At 66.1% G+C, this 18555-nt stretch carries 20 protein-coding genes and 1 tRNA gene; 11 read left to right on the top strand and 10 right to left on the bottom strand.

Annotated features, from left to right (window positions below):
* Positions 1–28 precede the first annotated feature (28 nt).
* Entirely contained in the window at positions 29–688 is a 660-nt protein-coding gene (locus tag H0I76_RS11110; protein ID WP_200609931.1) for a YjbF family lipoprotein, read from the top strand.
* Between the two features lie 85 nt (positions 689–773).
* On the opposite strand, the gene H0I76_RS11105 is transcribed toward H0I76_RS11110, so the two are convergent.
* From H0I76_RS11105 to H0I76_RS11095, 3 genes are all read right to left on the bottom strand, one after another.
* Complete coding sequence (locus H0I76_RS11105; RefSeq protein ID WP_200609930.1) at positions 774–1127, bottom strand: hypothetical protein; 354 nt, start codon at positions 1125–1127, stop codon at positions 774–776.
* A 327-nt stretch (positions 1128–1454) separates the two neighbouring features.
* Positions 1455–1823, bottom strand: a complete 369-nt coding sequence (locus tag H0I76_RS11100) for a tetratricopeptide repeat protein (RefSeq protein ID WP_200609929.1) — start codon at positions 1821–1823, stop codon at positions 1455–1457.
* A 279-nt stretch (positions 1824–2102) separates the two neighbouring features.
* A complete protein-coding gene (locus H0I76_RS11095; protein WP_200609928.1) occupies positions 2103–2384 on the bottom strand; it encodes a hypothetical protein in 282 nt (93 codons plus the stop codon).
* Between the two features lie 572 nt (positions 2385–2956).
* Here H0I76_RS11095 and H0I76_RS11090 point away from each other — a divergent pair.
* Together H0I76_RS11090 and H0I76_RS11085 are read left to right on the top strand one after the other, a co-directional pair.
* Positions 2957–3934, top strand: a complete 978-nt coding sequence (locus tag H0I76_RS11090; RefSeq protein ID WP_200609927.1) for a UDP-glucuronic acid decarboxylase family protein — start codon at positions 2957–2959, stop codon at positions 3932–3934.
* Between the two features lie 507 nt (positions 3935–4441).
* Positions 4442–5347, top strand: coding sequence for a hypothetical protein (locus H0I76_RS11085; RefSeq protein ID WP_200609926.1), 906 nt, complete (start codon positions 4442–4444; stop codon positions 5345–5347).
* Positions 5348–5466: 119 nt separating this feature from the next.
* Here H0I76_RS11085 and H0I76_RS11080 read toward each other — a convergent pair.
* Together H0I76_RS11080 and H0I76_RS11075 are read right to left on the bottom strand one after the other, a co-directional pair.
* Positions 5467–5552 (bottom strand) — tRNA-Tyr (locus H0I76_RS11080).
* Between the two features lie 71 nt (positions 5553–5623).
* On the bottom strand, positions 5624–6133 hold the full coding sequence (locus H0I76_RS11075) for a GNAT family N-acetyltransferase (RefSeq protein WP_200609925.1): 510 nt from the start codon (positions 6131–6133) through the stop codon (positions 5624–5626).
* An 81-nt stretch (positions 6134–6214) separates the two neighbouring features.
* On the opposite strand from H0I76_RS11075, the gene H0I76_RS11070 reads away from it, so the two are divergent.
* The 4 genes from H0I76_RS11070 to H0I76_RS11055 all read left to right on the top strand — a co-directional run bounded on the left by H0I76_RS11070 (position 6215) and on the right by H0I76_RS11055 (position 9598).
* Entirely contained in the window at positions 6215–7069 is an 855-nt protein-coding gene (locus tag H0I76_RS11070) for a TrmH family RNA methyltransferase (protein ID WP_200609924.1), read from the top strand.
* A gap of 245 nt (positions 7070–7314) precedes the next feature.
* A complete protein-coding gene (locus H0I76_RS11065; RefSeq protein WP_200609923.1) occupies positions 7315–7809 on the top strand; it encodes a CoA-binding protein in 495 nt (164 codons plus the stop codon).
* 16 nt (positions 7810–7825) lie between these two features.
* Complete coding sequence (locus tag H0I76_RS11060; protein WP_200609922.1) at positions 7826–8134, top strand: antibiotic biosynthesis monooxygenase family protein; 309 nt, start codon at positions 7826–7828, stop codon at positions 8132–8134.
* Between the two features lie 159 nt (positions 8135–8293).
* The gene (locus tag H0I76_RS11055; RefSeq protein WP_200609921.1) at positions 8294–9598 is read left to right on the top strand and encodes an O-acetylhomoserine aminocarboxypropyltransferase/cysteine synthase family protein; all 1305 of its coding nucleotides are present in this window, start codon (positions 8294–8296) and stop codon (positions 9596–9598) included.
* Positions 9599–9729: 131 nt separating this feature from the next.
* Here the strand turns inward: H0I76_RS11055 and H0I76_RS11050 are convergent, their stop codons facing one another.
* The 4 genes from H0I76_RS11050 to mdoH form a co-directional block, all read right to left on the bottom strand.
* Entirely contained in the window at positions 9730–10584 is an 855-nt protein-coding gene (locus H0I76_RS11050) for a D-amino-acid transaminase (RefSeq protein ID WP_200609920.1), read from the bottom strand.
* 28 nt (positions 10585–10612) lie between these two features.
* Entirely contained in the window at positions 10613–11611 is a 999-nt protein-coding gene (gene dgcA, locus H0I76_RS11045) for an N-acetyl-D-Glu racemase DgcA (RefSeq protein WP_200609919.1), read from the bottom strand.
* Between the two features lie 2 nt (positions 11612–11613).
* The gene (gene dgcN / locus H0I76_RS11040; RefSeq protein WP_200609918.1) at positions 11614–12609 is read right to left on the bottom strand and encodes an N-acetyltransferase DgcN; all 996 of its coding nucleotides are present in this window, start codon (positions 12607–12609) and stop codon (positions 11614–11616) included.
* A 159-nt stretch (positions 12610–12768) separates the two neighbouring features.
* Positions 12769–14550 carry a glucans biosynthesis glucosyltransferase MdoH gene (gene mdoH / locus H0I76_RS11035; RefSeq protein WP_200609917.1) on the bottom strand — a complete coding sequence of 594 codons (1782 nt, stop codon included), beginning with the start codon at positions 14548–14550 and terminating at the stop codon, positions 12769–12771.
* Positions 14551–14710: 160 nt separating this feature from the next.
* On the opposite strand from mdoH, the gene H0I76_RS11030 reads away from it, so the two are divergent.
* Genes H0I76_RS11030 through H0I76_RS11015 form a run of 4 tightly spaced genes read left to right on the top strand, consistent with a single transcriptional unit; the run spans position 14711 to position 17962 of the window.
* On the top strand, positions 14711–15697 hold the full coding sequence (locus tag H0I76_RS11030) for a zinc-dependent alcohol dehydrogenase (RefSeq protein ID WP_200609916.1): 987 nt from the start codon (positions 14711–14713) through the stop codon (positions 15695–15697).
* A gap of 2 nt (positions 15698–15699) precedes the next feature.
* Complete coding sequence (locus H0I76_RS11025) at positions 15700–16098, top strand: 6-pyruvoyl trahydropterin synthase family protein (protein ID WP_200609915.1); 399 nt, start codon at positions 15700–15702, stop codon at positions 16096–16098.
* The gene (locus tag H0I76_RS11020; RefSeq protein ID WP_200609914.1) at positions 16095–17180 is read left to right on the top strand and encodes a glycosyltransferase family 4 protein; all 1086 of its coding nucleotides are present in this window, start codon (positions 16095–16097) and stop codon (positions 17178–17180) included. The genes H0I76_RS11025 and H0I76_RS11020 overlap by 4 nt, the downstream gene beginning before the upstream one ends.
* On the top strand, positions 17177–17962 hold the full coding sequence (locus H0I76_RS11015) for a methyltransferase domain-containing protein (protein ID WP_200609913.1): 786 nt from the start codon (positions 17177–17179) through the stop codon (positions 17960–17962). The genes H0I76_RS11020 and H0I76_RS11015 overlap by 4 nt, the downstream gene beginning before the upstream one ends.
* 39 nt (positions 17963–18001) lie before the next feature.
* On the opposite strand, the gene H0I76_RS11010 is transcribed toward H0I76_RS11015, so the two are convergent.
* The gene (locus H0I76_RS11010) at positions 18002–18553 is read right to left on the bottom strand and encodes a cytochrome b (protein ID WP_200609912.1); all 552 of its coding nucleotides are present in this window, start codon (positions 18551–18553) and stop codon (positions 18002–18004) included.
* Between the last annotated feature and the right edge of the window lie 2 nt (positions 18554–18555).

The raw sequence follows: 18555 nt of genomic DNA, 5'->3' as shown, positions 1-18555 counted from the left end.
TCTTCGACGCTCCCTTCGCCAGGCACCGATGGCACTGGTTCTGGCCGCGCTGGCGGGCTGTTCAAACGGCGGCGCAGGGACATTCACACGCATCGGGGAGTCGCTCGTGGCGACATTGGCCACCGCCGACCCCGATGCCCCGGCGCCAACGGTCACTCGGGCCCGGCTCAACGAGATTCCGTACGCGACGATTTCCGTGGCGACCGACGCTACCGCGCCCGCCTATCTCGTTCCGCTCGCCGACAACGGCGGATATCTCGACTATCGAGACCAGGCGGGCAACTCGGTGAGGATGTTCGGTGGTGCGCTCGCCGGCTTCCAGGCGGTCGGTTTTGACCTCGAGGGAGTTCGCCACGACGAGCGCGACCCGATCGCTCACGCGACCCCTCTCGCTTTGTGGCCCACGGAGGTCTGGCGGGAGTATCAGTTCTCGCAGCGCGACCTGGGGCCCTACTCGATCGTGCTCAAATGCGTGATGCAGCCCCAGGGATTCGAGACGATCGAGATCGTCGAGGTCACCTACCAACTCGTTCGTGTGGTGGAAACGTGCAGGAACGTGCGCCGCGAGGTCACGAACACCTACTGGATGGTCGCGGGAACGGGCTTCATCTGGAAGTCACGACAGTGGGCCGGCCCGAAGCTCGGCCATCTCACGATCGAGATCATTCGACCCTATTCCAGTTCGTAGCGCCCGCAGGGCGCACCCCTCGGCACAGGCGGGCGCGAGCGCATCGCCGACCGTCAGTGCCCGGGCGTGGTTTCGGGAGGCGCGCCTAGCGCGACTCGCACTCACGATCGATGATGTCCTTGATGACGCCTTCGACCGAATTGTCCGCGGAGCCATCGAACGCGGAACTGCCGAGATCCCGCAGGATGACGGAAAGCAGATATGGGTCGCCGTCTGCCGCGGTTTCCCGATCAAGATCGGTCATGCAGTCCGCCGTCGGCGCCATGGCCGGATCTTCCAGGTAGTTGTAGTAATAATAATGCAAGACAGTCGAGATGAAGTTCTCCCGCTGCCAATTCGGAAGGCCGTCGAACTCCTCAAAGCTCAGGCTCGCAGCATCCTCGGCAGTTCCGAGGAAACCGGAACAGAACGCCACGACCAATACAAACTTGCGCCGCATGGTCTCCCTTCACACCCCTACATCTCACCCAGAACATTTTTTGACACATCGAGAGGCGTGCGAGCATCCCCGAAATGCAAAATCCCAACACTTTTTGTGTCATTGCGGGACAATCTGCGGCGATTTGGCCTCAGCGACGCGAAAAAGCCCGCGCTTCTTGCGTCCCTCCATGTGTCGCAACGGTTGCCGAAGCGCGGTCGATATTGCGGAACGCCACCGTGGAGCGCCCCTCCCGGCCCTTGGGCAATGGATATCCGACCACGGCGCCATCCCTGTGATGACGGCCATACCCGTTCGCTCGGGCGCTGACGCGGAACAATGCGCTGATCAAGGCTTGGGGAGGAGTGCCAGGTTCTCCCGGCTCTTGTCAGCGACGGTGGTAACCGTCGTCGTCACACTGCCTTGCTCGACGACACGTGTGACCTCGGCATTCTTGCCATGCACGATCGCCGCCTCGTAGTTCTGCCGCGCGAGGTCATACTCGCCGAGGTTATGATAGGCGACACCCAGGTTCAGAAGAGCGAAAGGCTCGTTGGGATACTCCGCAAGGATCTCGATGTACTTGTCGCGCGCTGCCAGGTAGTTCTGGGCCTGCATCAGCTCCCAGCCCACTTCGAGATCCCGGCTCCGCTGCGACGTACACCCCGGCAAGGCGAGGCCGAACGTCAGAAACGCGATTGCGGCGAAGCGGAGCATAATAACCTCCCAACCCACCCGACCCGTCGAGCGCAGCAGCAAGCTTAAGGCAACCGAGCAATCAAACGCTACATCAAGTCTCTGACAAATTGACCCTCGATAGCCCGAATGGATGTCCAGACGGAGCCGGCTTCGTCCGATGCCCTGAGACGGGTGGGATCCAGGCCGCGTTACCGCGTGACCGTGCCGAAGGCAAACTCGTGCGCACGCTGGCTGCCTCGAAATGAATTGGGCGCCGCACCAACAGGCACGACGCCATCGCTTCGACGTGGCTCGGGTTCAGTCGTTGAGGGCGAAACGCGAGTGCGAACCCTCGGCGTCCGACAGCCGGATTTCGGGCGAACCTGCGGCCGCCATCGAAGGAGAGAAAGCGGCGAAGCGGTTATCGGCGCCAAGGGCTGCATGCGCGGCAGCCGACGACTTCGAAGCCTCGGACGCCGGCACGAAGTAGAGCACCGCGAAGAGCACCAGGACCGTCACGATCACGACCTTAGAGGCGATCTCCGTCGTGCGGACCGTGATCAGACGTCCGCGTTGTCGGGGCACTTTCCCGTTCTTCATCACTCACTCCCACTCCGCTTCCACCCAAGCGTGGCGACTGTCGCGCCGCCTTCGCGCCCGACAACTTGCCGAGTCCAACAAGCTGACATCGGCTGTGCTGAGGGCACGCTTACAATCATGCAGGAGAGTGAGGCCTTAAGATCGCGTGAATCTGGCGGAAAATAGGAAATCCGAACTTCGATTGTGGCGCATTTTGGTATGCCTCCGAACAGAGTTCATGCGACATGGAGACCCGTCGCGAGAGCTTCGGTTCAGACTTCCAGCACGATCAAGACGCCCGCCAACACATGGCGGCAAGATACTGATTTTCCATGACTTATCGCACCCCTCTCTCGCTCGATCGACGTCCTAAGCCAGCACCCGCGCTCCGGACGCGCATGCCCGAGCCCTGGCAGGCCGCCAATTTTCTCGAGAGCGTCGAATTTGGGCTTTCACGAAACGACCCAAGATTTGGGCATCGTGACGTTGGCGAGAGTCACTCTTGCGTGACGGTCGGTGACGGATGAGGATGCCGTCAACCACCCTCCGCGTCCGTCCCGTCCGACTGGCGCCTGACAAGACGAGAGAGTGACATGCCGCGTCTCGCTGATAGCCGCAAGCGGATACTTGTGACCGGTGGCGCAGGCTTCCTCGGCTCCCATCTCGTCGACCGGCTGCTGGAGCGGGGCCATGAAGTGCTCTGCGCCGACAACCTCTTCACGGGGACGAAGCGAAATATCGAGCATCTGCACGGCAATCCGCGCTTCGAGTTCCTGCGCCACGACGTGACGTTCCCGCTCTATGTGGAAGTCGACGAAATCTACAATCTCGCCTGCCCCGCCTCGCCAGTGCACTATCAGCATGATCCGGTGCAGACGACCAAGACGTCAGTGCATGGCGCGATCAACTTGCTGGGGCTCGCGAAACGCCTTCGGTGCAAGATCTTCCAGGCATCGACCAGCGAGGTCTACGGCGACCCTGAAATTCACCCGCAACCCGAAACATACTGGGGGAGGGTGAACCCAGTGGGCCGGCGCGCCTGCTACGACGAGGGCAAGCGCTGCGCCGAGACGCTTTTCTTCGACTACCATCGGCAGCACGCGCTCGAGATCAGGGTTGCCCGGATCTTCAACACCTACGGGCCGCGCATGCATCATGCCGATGGCAGGGTGGTGTCGAACTTCATCATGCAGGCCCTGAGGAACGAGCCGATCACCATCTACGGCGACGGAAAGCAAACCCGTTCGTTTTGCTATGTCGACGACATGATCGACGGCTTCCTCAAGTTGATGGAGAACGAAGACGGTCTGTCGGGCCCCGTGAACCTCGGCAACCCGGACGAATTCACGATCCGCGAACTCGCGGAAAGGATCATCGCGCTGACGGGCTCACGCTCGGACATCGTGATGCGAGAACTCCCGGAGGACGACCCGAAGCAGCGCCAGCCGGATATCTCGCTCGCGCGAAAGCGCCTGCGATGGGAGCCATCGACGCGGCTCGAGGACGGCCTCAAGCCCACCATAAGGTTCTTCGAGGACTGGATCTCTGAAATGACGGGCGCTGCGCACTGACCCGTGCGACCAGCGACATCGGGGCCGTCAGGATCGGATGAGGCGCCCGGCCACTGACCTAGACGCGCCGACGTCACATCCGCCGCCAAGATGCGATGCACTGGCGCGCAGAGAATGATCGGGCTTTCGGGCTGTTGAACCTGCTTGATGGTTCCACCCGAGAGTGGCTGGCAACCCGGGGTCAACGCAAGCTCGGTATGACCGATGATATCATTTGTCCGACGCAACCGTTCGTCTGTTGCGGCGTGCCGTGCCTCAGTCGCTCCGACAACGAGCCTGCGTTCGACGCCGAGCCGGCCCGGAACCGGATCACCGCCGTCGGCAATCCTGATCGAACCATGGCGCCACGACCACACTGCCGACAGGGCAGACAGCCGTCCCGGATACGGGGCGCCAGCGCAGGGCGTCATCACTACAATGGACCAAGCGCCCGCCATGCACTAACAATCAGTATGGACGGACCAATCTTGGCTGCTCACGATGCGGCCATAGACGAAGGGGCCGCGCATGTTTGATCCGACGACGATTCTGACCTCCTCCTTCGGGGACTATCTCAGCGACCTCTACCTGCAGCACTTCTCGACGCGGAAGCCGCAATACGCGACCTTCATCGGCGGCGCGGCGCGGCTGGTGATCGAGCGGCTGGCGAACTCGGACGCGCTCTATCACAACGCCGAGCACACGATGATGGTCACGCTGGCCGGTCAGCAGATCATTCGCGGTCGCTTGCTGGCTCAGGCGCTCCAGCCCGAGGATTGGCTGCACTACACGGTCGCCCTGCTGATCCACGACATCGGCTATGTCCGCGGCACTTGTGGCGGCGATACGCGCGATGCCTTCGTCATCAACGAGGATGGCGAAACCGTCACCCCACCTCGTGGCGCGTCGGACGCGTTCCTCGGGCCCTACCATGTCGACCGCGCGAAGATCTATGCGCGCGAGCGCTTTGCCGCCTCCGAGTATATCGACGAGGAGCGGATCGCCCGCGCGATCGAGTACACGCGCTTTCCGGTGCCCGAGGGCCCCGAACACGCCGAGACCGACACCGAGCGCGCGCTGGTGCGCGCGGCCGACCTGATAGGCCAGATGGGCGACCCCTTCTACCGCCGCAAGACGAACGCGCTCTATCAGGAATTCGTCGAGACGGGCGTCGCGCGGCAGCTTGGCTACACCTCCGCGATGGACATGGTCGAGCAGTATCCCGAGTTCTTCTGGTCGCACGTCCAACCCTATATCGGGCCGGCGCTGCGTTATCTGGAACTGACGATCGAGGGAAAGATCTGGGTCGCGCAACTCTACAACCACATCTTCCAGGTCGAATACAACGCCAGCCATCTCGGCCCGTTCCCCGGCCCGATCAGCGGCAAGCAAGGCACCAATTCAGACCAGAGGGACCGCCCCCGCGCGGGGTAAGAACAGGCGGCGGAGGGCACGCCGCCCGGGACCGTCACCGGTCATAGCCCCACCCGATGGCCACTTGTGGACCGGGTCAGAGCCGGGTCCGCGCCGAAACCGTCAAGTCGATGAGAAGGTGGTGGAGGGGGCTGGATTCGAACCAGCGTAGGGTTTCCCCGACGGATTTACAGTCCGTTGCATTTGACCGCTCTGCCACCCCTCCACTGGAAACGCTTCGAGCGCCCGGCGTCACCTGGTGACCGGCGCGGGTGTAGGATGCGCAGCGGCGGGCTGTCAACCGGGGATTTCCGGCCCGGTCAGCACTTTGCGAAAGAACACGCGACGGAAGCCATCCTCGGTCCGCTCGCCCGTCACCCTGTAGCCCAGGCGCGGGTAGAGCGCACGGTTTTCCGTCATTGCGGCATGCGTGTAGAGCTCGATGGCCGAAGCGCCGCTTTCGCGCGCCATGGCCTCGACCGCGGCGATCAGGCTCCGACCGATCCCGCGCCCCGCGACCTCGGGATCGACCGCCACCGCCGAGAGGTGCCACCCACCGCCCGCCGCCCAGGAGATGGCGTACCCCAGCGCGGGCCGTCCCGCGACGAGAACCTTTCTCGCCGCTACATCAGCGACGAAGTCGTCGTCCATGGGCGCGGGCCGACGGCCGATGCGCGCGATGTAGGGCGCGAACGCCGCCTCGGCGATGACGGCGATGCGCGCGACGTCGTCGGGCTCGGCCGGGCGGATCGTGACGTCCTGCCCGCCGGTTGGCGAGGTCTGGCCCGCTCCGCGGCAAAGGGGCATGCGATCCTCCCTTAGAGGCCTGTTGCGGTGTACCCGCAGATCACGCATAGGATGCGGCGAAACTTCCGAGAGGGCCAGATCATGCCGCCCGAGCGCCCAAAAGCACCCAAGTCCCGCACCGGGACAGGCCCGCGCCGCCCCGGCGACAGGCGCGGTGCTGGCATCGCGGGCGGTCGCGGTCGACCGCCGCACCGCGGCGCCGACAACGAGACCGTCTGGCTGTTCGGCATCCACGCGGTGCGCGATGCACTGGTGAACCCTCTGCGGACGCGCCGGCGCCTCATTCTCACGCCAAACGCGCGCGAGCGGCTGGGCGATGCCGTGGACGGGTCGGGGATGACCCCCGAGATCGCGGACCCGCGCCGGTTTCATGCGCCTCTCGATCCGCAATCGGTCCACCAGGGGGCCGCGCTCGAGGCCGAGCCGCTCGACTGGGGCAAGCTTGGCGACCTCTGTCGGCCGACGCCACGTGACCCGTCTCCGCTCGTCGTGCTGCTCGACCGGGTGACGGATCCGCACAATGTCGGTGCCATCCTGCGTTCGGCCGAGGTCTTCGGCGCACGCGCCGTGATCGCGCCGCGCCATCATTCCGCCCCCGAGACCGGCGCGCTGGCAAAATCGGCATCCGGAGCGCTCGAGCGGCAACCCTATCTTCGTGTCCGCAACCTGGGCGATGCGATGGAAGAGCTCCGCGCCCTTGGATATGTGCTGATCGGCCTCGACGGTGCGGGGGATGCATCCATCGATGACGCCGTTCCCGGGACGAGCGGCAAGCCGCTCGGGCTCGCTCTCGGGGCCGAGGGCCCGGGCCTGCGACCGCGCACGCGCGAGCTTTGCGATCAGCTCGCACGAATCAGGGCGGCTCGGGATTTCGCCTCTCTCAATGTCTCGAATGCAGCCGCGGTCGCGCTGCACATCGCGTCGATGCGCAAATGACGGGCAAGTGCGCCCGGGGAATGCAGCGCTAATCCGGCTGGCGGGAAATTTTTCCTCACGAGAATGCTACAGAGGGTTACGAAAACTTCGCGCTCGTCCCATATTAAGGACGGGAGCGGGTTTGAACGCCCCGCTCCGACACTCACTGTCCCTCGTTCCGACTTGATGTCCGCCGGTCTTCTCCCCAAAAGAAAAGCCGGCGGACTTTTTTGTCGCGGCGCCGGCGCGCTGCGAAGGATCTGACGATGCAAGAGCCGAACTACTCGCACGAGCATCTTCGCTCGGTGCTCGAGCGCACCAAGACCATCGCCACGGTCGGCGTCTCGCTCAACGAGGTCCGGCCATCCTTCTACGTGGCGCGCTATCTCAAGCTCAAGGGATACAAGGTCATCCCGGTCAATCCGCGCTACGCGGGCGAGAAGGCCTTTGGCGAGACAGTGATCGAGAGCCTCGCGGCGATCCCGAGCGAGCATGACCCCATCGACATGGTCGACATCTTCCGGCGGTCCTCGGAAGCCGGCGCAGTGGTCGACGAAGCGATCGAAGTTCTGCTTCCGCGCGGCCTCAAGACGATCTGGATGCAGATTGGCGTCATAGACCACGACGCCGCGGCGCGGGCCGAGGCTGCGGGGCTGACGGTGATCATGAACCGCTGCCCGAAGATCGAGTATCAGCGCCTCTGGGGCGAGCTGAGCTGGGGCGGGTTCAATTCCGGCGTCCTGTCCTCGCGCCTGCGGTGACCTGTTCGGAGGATCCATGTTCATCGCCATGAACCGTTTCCGCATCGCGCCGGGACGTGAAGCCGAGTTCGAGGCAATCTGGACGGGTCGGAAATCACATCTCGAAGACGTGCCGGGCTTTCGCTCGTTCCATCTCCTGCGCGGACCCAGGACCGACGCGCATTCCCTCTACTGTTCCCATTCGGTGTGGGAGAGCCGCGGGGCCTTCGAGGCCTGGACCCGGTCCGAGGCCTTCCGCAAGGCGCATGCGCACGCTGGGTCGAGCCGCGACATCTATCTCGGGCCGCCTGAATTCGAGGGCTACGAACCGGTTGATGGCGCCTGAAGCACCTGTTCCAAGCAGGCGCCGTCACGAGAGTGCCCACCATTCCAGGCCGCGTCGGCGCCGCTCGAACCCACCTGGCACCCAACAGACGACCATGCCACTTCATTTTTCGCTCAGGCACGTTAATGAGTGGCGGGCAAAAGAGATTGAGGAGACACCATGACCGACCGCAGCTTCGGCTTCGACACGCTCCAGATTCACGCAGGCGCGCGTCCCGACCCCGCGACGGGCGCGCGGCAGACGCCGATTTACCAGACCACCGCCTATGTCTTCCGTGATGCCGATCATGCGGCGGCGTTGTTCAACCTGCAGGAAGTGGGCTTCATCTACTCGCGCCTGACGAACCCAACCGTCGCGGTGCTGCAGGAGCGGATCGCGGCCCTCGAGGGAGGTGTCGGCGCGGTCGCGACCTCGTCGGGCCACGCGGCCCAGATCATGGCGCTGTTTCCGCTGATGGGGCCCGGTGACAACATCGTCGTCTCGAGCCGGCTCTATGGCGGAACGGTCACCCAGTTCAGCCAGACGATCCGTCGCTTCGGATGGGAGGCGAAGTTCGTCGATATCGACAAGCCGGGCGAGATTTCGCGGGCCTGCACCAAGCGGACCAAGGCGATCTTCTGCGAGTCGATCGCGAACCCCGGCGGCCATGTCGCGGATCTCGACAAGATCGCCGCGGTGGCCGAGAAGAAGGGCATCCCCCTGATCGTCGACAACACCACGGCCACCCCCTACCTGTGCCGCCCGATCGACCATGGCGCGACGATCGTGGTGCACTCGACCACCAAGTACCTGTCGGGCAACGGCACCGTCATGGGCGGCGTGGTCGTCGACTCGGGCAAGTTCGACTGGACCGCCGCGGGCAAGTTCCCCTCGCTGTCCGAGCCCGAGCCTGCCTATCACGGCCTGAGGTTCCACGAGACTTTCGGGCCGCTGGCCTACACGCTGCATGGTCACGCCGTGGGCCTGCGCGACCTGGGCATGTGCCAGAGCCCGCAGAACGCCTTCATCACGCTGCTGGGCATCGAGACCCTCAGCCTGCGGATGGAGCGCCATGTCGCCAACGCCCGCAAGGTGGCCGAATGGCTCGAGGCCGATCCGCGGATCGAGGCGGTGACCTATGCGGGGCTCAAGTCGTCGCCCTATTACCGCCGGGCGCGCAAGCAGTACCCGAAGGGTGCTGGCGCTCTGTTCACCATCCGCCTCAAGGGTGGTTATGACGCCTGCGTGAAGATGGTCGACGCGGTCGAGATCTTCAGCCATGTCGCCAATCTGGGCGACGCGCGCTCGCTGATCATCCATTCGGCCTCGACGACGCATCGCCAGCTCTCGCCCGAACAGCGCGATGCGGCGGGGGCGGGCGACGACGTGGTGCGGCTTTCGATCGGCATCGAGGATGCCGAGGACCTGATGGCCGATCTCGATCAGGCCCTCGAAAAGGCCACGGGCGTCGCGCGGAACGGCTGAAAACGTCACCGGCCGGCGCCTCACGGCGCCGGCCGGTTGATCTTCATGGCTGACTGCGGATCATCGCCAGACGGCTTCTTGCGGCGATCTACGCACCGCCGCCCCGCCACCATCCATGGCGCGCGCTCGGATCAGACAGCCTGCGCGCGCGCGGTCTCGATATAGATCTCGCGCAGGCGCCGGGCGACCGGCCCGGGGCTGCCGTCGCCGATCGCCACGCCGTCGATCTCGACGACGGGCATGACGAAGCTCGAAGCGGCGGTCGAGAACGCCTCCGTCGCAGCCTGCGCCTCGGCAATGCTGAAGGGCCGCTCCTCGATCTTCATCTGGGCATCCGATGCGAGGCGCAGGACCGACGCACGGGTGATCCCGTGGAGGATGTCATTCGACAGGTTGCGGGTAACGATCGTGCCATCGCGCGTCACGATATAGGCGTTGTTCGACGTGCCTTCCGTGACCTTCCCATCCATCACCATCCAGGCGTCATCCGCGCCGCGGCGCTTCGCCTCCATCTTCGCGAGGCTCGGATAGAGCAGCTGCACGGTCTTGATGTCGCGCCGACCCCAGCGCAAATCGTCGATCGAGATGACGCGGAGCCCCTTGGCCGCCGTGGGGGAGGTCACGATCTGCCTGGCCTGCGTGAACAACACCAGCGACGGCTTGAGCCCTTCTGGCCAGGCAAAATCCCGATCATGTGCCCCGCGCGTGACCTGGAGGTAGACCACGCCCTCCTCGATGCCGTTGCGCGCCACCAGTTCGCGGTGGATCGCCAGCAACTCGTCGTCATTCACCGGGCTCGGCATCCCAAGCTCGCCGAGCGAGCGATGCAGCCGTGCGACGTGGCCCGCGAAGTCGCACAGCTTGCCGTCAAGCACCGAGGTGACCTCGTAGACCGCATCGGCCATGAGGAAGCCCCGGTCGAAGATCGAGATCTTCGCCTCATCCTCGGGGACGAAGGCGCCATTGACGAAGACGATCCTGCTCATGTTCCGCTCTCCCGGCGATTACGGCGCGTCAGCCCCAGAGTGTGGCCTCGGGCGGATGCACGAGGCTGCCTTCATAGACAAGCCCGCCCGGCCAGTCGCGCGCAAGCAGAAGCGGGCCGTCGAGATCGACAATGGCAGCCCCTTGCGCGACGAGATGAGCGGGCGCCATTGCCAGCGACGTGGCCAGCATGCACCCGACCATCACCTCGAAGCCTTGCGCTTCGGCGGCGGCCTTGAGGGCCAGCGCCTCGGTCAGCCCGCCGGTCTTGTCGAGCTTGATGTTGATCATGTCGTACTTGCCCACCAGCCCTGCTAGCGAGGCGCGATCGTGGCAGCTTTCGTCGGCACAAACCGGCAGCGGCCGCTCGATTTCGGCAAGTGCCGCGTCATTGTCGGCCGGCAAGGGCTGCTCGACCATGGCGACGCCCAGCTCGACCAGGCGCGGCGCGAGCTCGGAATAGGTCGCGGCGTCCCAGCCCTCGTTCGCGTCGATGATGATGCGCGAATTCGGCGCCCCCTCACGGATCGCCGCGAGGCGCTCGAGATCGCCCTCACCCCCGAGCTTGACCTTCAGCAGGGGCCGGTCGGCATTGCGGCGCGCGGCCGCCTGCATCGCGTCGGGCGTGTCGAGCGACAGCGAGAACGCCGTGACGACGGGCTCGGGCCGGGGAAGGCCCGCGAGGTCCCAGACCCGGCGCCCCGTCATCTTCGCCCTCAGGTCCCACAGCGCACAATCGACCGCGTTGCGCGCGGCATTGGCAGGCATCAGATGCGCGAGATCCCATGCCTCGGGGTCCGAGAGCCGGGCGAGCTTCGGCGCGACGGACGAGATCTCCTCGACCACGCCCTCGGCCGTCCAGCCATAACGCGGATACGGGCGGCACTCCCCCAGACCGACGAACCCGTCCAGCGTCGCCTCGGCAATCACCACGTCGAGCTCGGTGATCGACCCGCGCGAGATCGTCCATTTGCCCGCGATGGGAAACCGCTCGATCCGCGCGCTGATGCTTGGCCCCGTGGCGGCCATGCTCAGAGGGCCTCGACCAGGCGATCCGCACCCTGGCGGAACGGATCGACGCAGGGCAGCCCCAGCCGCCTCTCCGTCTCCTCGAGGTAGGCGAGTGCCTCCGGCTCGGGAAGCGCGGCGGTATTGATCGAGCAGCCGATGATCCGCACATCCGGGTTCACGATCCGCGCGAGCGGGAGCACCAGCGGCCCCAGATCGTCCAGGGCGGGCGACGGATAGTGCGGCAACCCGCGCATATGGGTGCGGGTGGGCTCGTGGCACAGCACCAGCGCATCGGCTTGACCGCCATGGATCAGGGCCATCGTGACGCCGGAGTAGGACGGATGGAACAGCGACCCCTGCCCCTCGATAAGGTCCCAATGGTCGGGGTCGTTGTCGGGCGTCAATACCTCGACCGCACCAGCCATGAAATCGGCCACGACGGCATCGAGCGGCACACCGTCGCCCGTGATCAGGATCCCTGTCTGCCCGGTCGCCCTGAAATCGGCACTCATGCCCCGCGCCTGCATCGACTTTTCCATCGCGAGAGCGGTGTACATCTTGCCGCAAGAACAATCGGTGCCGACCGCGAGCAGGCGCTTGCCGTTGCGCCGCTTGCCATCGCCGATGGGATACTTGCGCGCGGGAAGTCGAACGTCGTGGAGCCTGCAGCCGGTGCGGGCGGCGGCCTCGACGAGCGCAGGCTGATCGCGCAGCAAGGTGTGAAGCCCGGCGGCGATGTCCATCCCCGCCTCCATGGCCTCGATCAGCACGCTCTGCCAGGCGTCCGAGATGACGCCACCGCGGTTCGCGACCCCGATCACCAGGGTCTTCGCGCCAGCGGCCGCCGCCTCGGCGATCGTCATGTCGGGCAGCCGCATGTCGGCGTTGCAGCCGGGCATCCTGAACTGCCCCACGCTCGCCTCGGGCCGCCAGTCGCGGACGCCCTGCGCCACCTTTGCTGCCAGCGCATCGGGCGCGTCACCAAGGAAAAGCAGATACGGATGCGCGAGCGACATGGCAAAACCTCTGACCGGATCAGGACTTACTGCACTCGCTAACGCGCATGGCGCGCATGCCGCAAGGAGCCAGCGAACACATTCGATAGGTCCAGAGCTGCCGGGTCAAGCGTCGTGGCGGGCGGAGGGTCGCCCGCTCCCTGCCCGCGCGTCGCGGCCTCAGGCTGCCCGCGGCAACTCGGCTGCGTGCACTCCCTGCTCGGCCGCATCGAAATACCCGGTGCGGACCAGCGGCGCGGGCCTCGCGATCTCGTCGGGGATGGCGCACAGACCGACGCGGGTCGCCAGCCGCCCGAGCGCGGGGCTCGCCGTCGCCACGGCGAACGGGATCGCGAAGGATAACCCCGCCAGCATCGGCGCGGCCCAGACCGTGCCTCCCCAGCCAAGCGCGCCGACGATGACCGCACTGAGCCCGAGCCCGAACAGCGTCTGCGGCCAGAGCCCGCGCGCGGCATCGGCCCAGCCAAGGCGATAGGCATCGCGGTTCTGCGCGCCCCAGATGATCGATTTGCCAAACGCCAGGCCGACCAGGAAGATGCTCACGCGGAAGGCAACGACCGGCGCCATCAACACCGACATCAGCGTCTCGACCAGCCCGCTCGCGAGAAAACGGATTGGGCCACCGTAACGCGCGACGGCGCCGGGGGTCAGCACGGTGTCGAGCATCCCCAGAAGCTTGGGAACCAAGCTCACGGCGAACATGATGAAGAACATCGTGATACCCAGAACAACATCGATATCCGCAACCTCGCCCTCGACGATGCGCGCGGCGGCTGCGATCGTCATGATCATCCACGCGGGTGCGGCCACGTACATCATGATGGCGGCGAAGATCTGGAACCGCGACACCGGCTCGAGCCCGCGCAACCCCAGCAGACGCCAGTACTGCATGTTGCCCTGGCACCAGCGCAGGTCGCGCTTGGTGAAGTCCATCAACGTCGGGGGGTTCTCCTCCCAGCTTTCGGTCTCGACCGGAAGCACCCGCACCTCGTAGCCCGCGCGGCGCATCAGCACGGCTTCTAGCTGGTCGTGGCTCAGGATGTGACCGCCCAGCGGGGGCTTTCCGGGAAGGACCGGGAGGCGGCAGTGACGCCGGAATGGCGCAACCCGGATCAGCGCGTTGTGTCCCCAGTAGGGACCGCAGTCGCCCTGCCACCAGGCCGCACCCATCGTGTAGCTTCGCATGCCGTGGCGCATGCCGAACTGGAAGACGCGCGCGAAAAAGCTCGTGGCGGGTGCCCCGACCACCAGGCTCTGCAGGATGCCGATGCGGGGGAATGCCTCCATGATCCGCTGCATCCGCAGGATCGTCGGCCCCGCCATCAGGCTGTCGCTGTCGAGCGGCAGGTAGAAATCGTGCTTGCGTCCCAGCGTCTGCAGGAAGTCGCGCACATTGCCCGCCTTGAAGCCGGTATTGCGCGTGCGGCGCCGGTAGGCTGCGTTCGGGCCAAGCAAGGAACGGTTCCGCTCGAACAACCGCTCCTCAAGCGACGCGATCTCGGGATCGGTCGTGTCCGAGAGCACGAAGATATCGAACCGGCCGCCCTGCCCCGTCTCGTCCAGGCTGCGGCGCATCTCGACCAGCTTCGAGAAGGAGCGGGTCGGGTCCTCGTTGCACAATGTCATGGCGATCGCGGTGCGCAGCGCAAGCGGCGCATCGCCGTCCCCGGCCGCCAGATGCGGCGCCGCAAGCGCCATGCCATCGCGGCGGCCATGGAGCAGGAACACGCCGATCAGCGCGTTCCACACGCCCAACACCGTCCAGGGCGCGCCGAGCAGGAAACAGGCGGTCATCACGACGTCGCTGATCGACCAGCCACCCGCGCCAAACACGTTGGCAACACCCCAGCCGAGCGCGGCGACCGTCAGCAGGTTGAGCGCAAGGAAGCCCCATCTGCGCGCAGCCAGCGCGCGCCGACCCTGCAGCGCTGCAGGGGTCATCCAGCCGCTCTCGCTTCGGATTGCGTCCGAGCGCGCTGTCCGCGCCGGATCGAGGGGAGGAGTGATGTCAGTCGGCATGATCGTCGATCGTCCTTTCCCGACCCTGCGGCGGTGCATATGTTGACGCGCGCCTACGCAGCTGCAAGCACGGATGATAGCCATGGCCGACACCGCACGCGCGCTTTGGTACGTTGGCCCGCGCAACGCGGAACTTCGGCCGACCCCGCTGCCGGATCTGCATGACGGCTGGGTCGAGGTCGAGGCGCTGTTCTCGGCACTCAGCCGCGGGACCGAGCGCCTCGTCTGGGAGGGCCGGATCCCTGCCAGCGAGCACGAACGAATGCGCGCGCCGCACCAGGAGGGCGATCTCCCCTTCCCGGTAAAATATGGCTATGCGGCCGTCGGTCGAGTCGTGGGCGGCGAGAAAGGCCTTCTGGGCCGCAGCGTTTTCGCGCTCTACCCGCATCAGGAGCGGTTCCGCGTGCCTGCCGCGTCGGTCCTGCCGCTGCCTGACAGCATCCCGCCGGGGCGCGCGGTGCTGGGCGCGAACATGGAGACGGCGCTCAACGCATTGTGGGATGCGGAGCTGCGGCCGGGCGCTCGCATCGCCGTCGTGGGGCTTGGGCTCCTGGGACTGCTCATCCTGTCACTGCTTTCCCGGCGTACCGACCTGACAATCACGGCGAGCGACATCGTACCCGAGCGCGAGAGGCTCGCCGCTGAATTTGGCGTGACATTCTGTAATCCAGAAGCGCTCGAGGCGGATCACGACCTCGTCTTTCACACCTCGGCGTCGGCCGCCGGGCTCGCCGCGGCGCTCTCGGCACTGCGCTTCGAGGGGACGGTGATCGAGCTCAGCTGGTATGGTGACAGCACCGTCGCCGTCCCGCTGGGGGCCGCATTCCATTCCCGGCGGCTGACCATCCGGTCGAGCCAGGTCGGGCACGTTGCGCCCCGGCGACGCGCAGCCGTCAGCCATCGCGAACGCATTGGCCATGCACTTTCCCTGCTTGACGATGCGCGGATTGACGCATTTTTGACTGGAGACGTGCCGCTCGACGCCTTGCCAGACGCCCTGCCCGGGTTGTTGGCACCGGGTGCGCCGGGTATCGCTACACGCGTCACCTACCGCGAGGAGAACTCCTGAGAATGTACGCCGTCGAAGTCCGCGACCACATCATGATCGCCCACTCCCTGCCCGGCGACGTCTTTGGCCCCGCGCAGAAGCTGCACGGCGCGACCTATGTCGTCGATGTGGCCTTCTTCCGCGAGACGCTTTCCGAGGACGGCATCGTCGTCGACATCGGCCGCGCTCACGATGCGCTCAAGGCAACGCTGGCACCGCTCAATTACGCCAATCTCGACATGCTCCCCCAGTTCACCGGGAAGGTGACGACGACCGAGTTCCTGTGCCGGCACATCTTCGACGCCATCGCTGGCGCGGCGCGCGACGGATCACTCGGCCCAGGCTCCGAGGGGTTGAGCCTGATCCGCGTCACCCTGAATGAAAGCCATGTGGCCCGCGCGTGGTACGAGGGGCGGCCGTGATCGCTCGCGCCATACTCGCCGTTCCCGGCGATTTGGCGACACCCACGGGCGGATATGCCTATGCCCGACAACTCCTGGCCGGCGCGAAGGCGGCGGGTCTGGATCTCGTGCACTGGCCGCTCCCGGGGGAATGGCCGAGCCCCGGCGCGGGGGACGTGGCGCAGACTGCTCGCTGCCTGGCGTCGATGCCCACTGGCTGGCCGGTGATCATCGATGGCCTCGCCCTTGGCGCGATGCCCGAGCATGTGCTCCAGCAACTGCAGGGCCCGCTCGTCGCGCTCTGTCATCATCCACTCGCCCTCGAGACCGGGATCGATCCCGAACTGGCAATCCGCCTCGAAGCGTCGGAACGCCTGGCCCTGAGCCATGCAGCGCGCGTCCTGACCACAAGCCGGACGACGGCGGCAACCCTGGTTGCCGACTACGGCGTTGCGCCGGATCGCATCACCGTCGCGCCGCCGGGGACGCCTGAGTTCCCGCGCGCGACGGGATCGTCAGGCCTTGAGGCTCAACTGCTCTCCGTCGGCACGCTGGTCCCGCGGAAGGGCCATGACCGGCTGATCTCGGCGCTTGGCCGTCTCGCGCACCTCGGCTGGCATCTGACCATCGTGGGGGCCGAGGACCGGGACCCCGCACATGCACGGGAACTGAAGGCCCTGACCGCGCAGCACGGGCTCGTGGATCGCATTCGCTTCCACGGGCCGGCCGATGCCGATGGGCTGGCCGAACTCTGGTCGGGGGCCGACATCTTTGCCCTCGCATCGCGCTACGAAGGCTTCGGAATGGTCTATGCCGAGGCGCTGGCCCATGGGCTGCCGGTGATCGGCACCCGCGCCGGGGCAATCCCCGAGGCGACGATGGGCGCCGCGCTGCTGGTCGACCCCGACGACGAGGAAGCGCTGACCGAGGCGCTGCGGACGATGATCACGGACTTGGCCGCGCGAAGATCCCTTGCCGACCGAGCATGGTCCGCTGCGCAAGACCTTCCCCGCTGGCCCGATACAGTCAGGGCCGTCGCGGCGATGCTCGTGGAACTTGCAGACGAGGCCACGCACGGGCTCGCCGCGACGGGCGCGACGTGAGCGGTTTCTCGGCCGACTGGCTCGACCTTCGCGCACCTGCCGATCTGCGCGCGCGCAACACGAGCCTCGCCCAGCACCTGGCCGCGCATTTCGCGCGCCATTCACATCTCAGGGTCCTCGACCTCGGGGCGGGAAGCGGCAACAACATGCGCGCGACCGCACCTCTCCTGCCCGCGCCACAGCACTGGGTGTTGGCGGACGCCGACGACGTGCTTCTTTCACGCGCAGCCCGCTCGCTTCCCGGGCGTGTGACGGCGCAATGCGAAATCACCGACCTGTCCGTCGATGCAACGCACCTCGTCCGTCGGGTCCGACCCCAGCTTGTCACCGCTTCCGCCTTCTTCGACCTCTGCGGCAAGGATTTTATCGATCGCCTGGCCGACGCCCTTACCGAAGCGCGCACCGTGCTCTACGCCGTTCTCAGCTATGACGGGCGGGAGGAGTGGGAGCCACCATCGGCGCTCGACGAGGCCGCGCTGGCGGCTTTCCACGCCGACCAGAGGCGGGATAAGGGCCTTGGGCGGGCACTCGGACCCGACGCGCACGGATATCTGGCGCAGTGTCTCGCTGATCGGGGATTCGCCGTCGAAGAAGGGCGCAGCGATTGGGACCTCGCCGCGCCCGCCGACGCCGGCCTGATCGAGGCTCTGGCCGAGGGAAGCGCCGGCGCGATCTCGGACCATCTGGGCCCGGCGACGGCCGCCGCGTGGCTCGACGCGCATCGCCACGCGCGGCGCGTTGTCATCGGGCACCGCGACCTACTCGCGTTCCCACCTAAGTGAACGGCTCGGGCGGGGCCGGCATGCTCGCGCGTGGCCACGTCAGGGCAGGCTGATGCGCCGCATGACCCCGTCGCGCTTGACCCGCCAGTGATGAAGCGCAGCCGCGATGTGCAGTGCCACGACCGCGAGGATGGCAACCCCCAGGGCACCGTGCACCTCGTAGAGCCACTTCGACAGTTCCGGATCTTTCGCCATGAAACCCGGAAGTACATAACCGAAGAACTCGATCGGGAAGCCCCCGGACGCCGTGGCCATCCAGCCGACGACAGGCATGGCGATCAGCAGCGCGTAGAGCGCCCCATGCGTCGCGATCGCGGCGACACGCTGCCACCCCGGCATCGACTGGGGCAAAGCTGGCCGCCCGAGCACCACCCACAAGCCCAGGCGGACGAGCATCAGCCCGAGGATCAGCACGCCGAAGCTCTTGTGGTACTTGTAGATGGCGTTGGTCGTATCGAGACCGAAGCTGTTCTTGGCGCCCTCGAACCCCAGGGTCCCGAGGACGAACCCGGCAGAGAGGGCTCCAAGGACGCAGAGCGCCACGATCCAGTGAAGCAGACGCTGGAGAAGGCTGTAGCGGACGCGTTGCATTG

The organism is Thermohalobaculum xanthum (assembly GCF_016623495.1).
Classification (GTDB): Bacteria; Pseudomonadota; Alphaproteobacteria; order Rhodobacterales; family Rhodobacteraceae; genus Thermohalobaculum; species Thermohalobaculum xanthum.
This window is presented reverse-complemented; position numbering and strand designations above follow the sequence as displayed.

Excerpts from the sequence above, each read along its gene's own strand:
- H0I76_RS11110 (WP_200609931.1), top strand. The coding sequence starts at position 29 with ATGGCACTGGTTCTGGCCGCGCTGGCGGGCTGTTCAAACGGCGGCGCA.
- H0I76_RS11070 (WP_200609924.1), top strand. The coding sequence starts at position 6,215 with ATGCCGCCCGAGCGCCCAAAAGCACCCAAGTCCCGCACCGGGACAGGC.
- H0I76_RS11105 (WP_200609930.1), bottom strand. The coding sequence starts at position 1,127 with ATGCGGCGCAAGTTTGTATTGGTCGTGGCGTTCTGTTCCGGTTTCCTC.
- H0I76_RS11075 (WP_200609925.1), bottom strand. The coding sequence starts at position 6,133 with ATGCCCCTTTGCCGCGGAGCGGGCCAGACCTCGCCAACCGGCGGGCAG.
- H0I76_RS11025 (WP_200609915.1), top strand. The coding sequence starts at position 15,700 with ATGTACGCCGTCGAAGTCCGCGACCACATCATGATCGCCCACTCCCTG.
- H0I76_RS11055 (WP_200609921.1), top strand. The coding sequence starts at position 8,294 with ATGACCGACCGCAGCTTCGGCTTCGACACGCTCCAGATTCACGCAGGC.
- H0I76_RS11010 (WP_200609912.1), bottom strand. The coding sequence starts at position 18,553 with ATGCAACGCGTCCGCTACAGCCTTCTCCAGCGTCTGCTTCACTGGATC.
- H0I76_RS11095 (WP_200609928.1), bottom strand. The coding sequence starts at position 2,384 with ATGAAGAACGGGAAAGTGCCCCGACAACGCGGACGTCTGATCACGGTC.
- H0I76_RS11065 (WP_200609923.1), top strand. The coding sequence starts at position 7,315 with ATGCAAGAGCCGAACTACTCGCACGAGCATCTTCGCTCGGTGCTCGAG.
- H0I76_RS11060 (WP_200609922.1), top strand. The coding sequence starts at position 7,826 with ATGTTCATCGCCATGAACCGTTTCCGCATCGCGCCGGGACGTGAAGCC.
- dgcN (WP_200609918.1), bottom strand. The coding sequence starts at position 12,609 with ATGTCGCTCGCGCATCCGTATCTGCTTTTCCTTGGTGACGCGCCCGAT.
- H0I76_RS11085 (WP_200609926.1), top strand. The coding sequence starts at position 4,442 with ATGTTTGATCCGACGACGATTCTGACCTCCTCCTTCGGGGACTATCTC.
- mdoH (WP_200609917.1), bottom strand. The coding sequence starts at position 14,550 with ATGACCCCTGCAGCGCTGCAGGGTCGGCGCGCGCTGGCTGCGCGCAGA.
- H0I76_RS11090 (WP_200609927.1), top strand. The coding sequence starts at position 2,957 with ATGCCGCGTCTCGCTGATAGCCGCAAGCGGATACTTGTGACCGGTGGC.
- dgcA (WP_200609919.1), bottom strand. The coding sequence starts at position 11,611 with ATGGCCGCCACGGGGCCAAGCATCAGCGCGCGGATCGAGCGGTTTCCC.
- H0I76_RS11100 (WP_200609929.1), bottom strand. The coding sequence starts at position 1,823 with ATGCTCCGCTTCGCCGCAATCGCGTTTCTGACGTTCGGCCTCGCCTTG.
- H0I76_RS11050 (WP_200609920.1), bottom strand. The coding sequence starts at position 10,584 with ATGAGCAGGATCGTCTTCGTCAATGGCGCCTTCGTCCCCGAGGATGAG.
- H0I76_RS11030 (WP_200609916.1), top strand. The coding sequence starts at position 14,711 with ATGGCCGACACCGCACGCGCGCTTTGGTACGTTGGCCCGCGCAACGCG.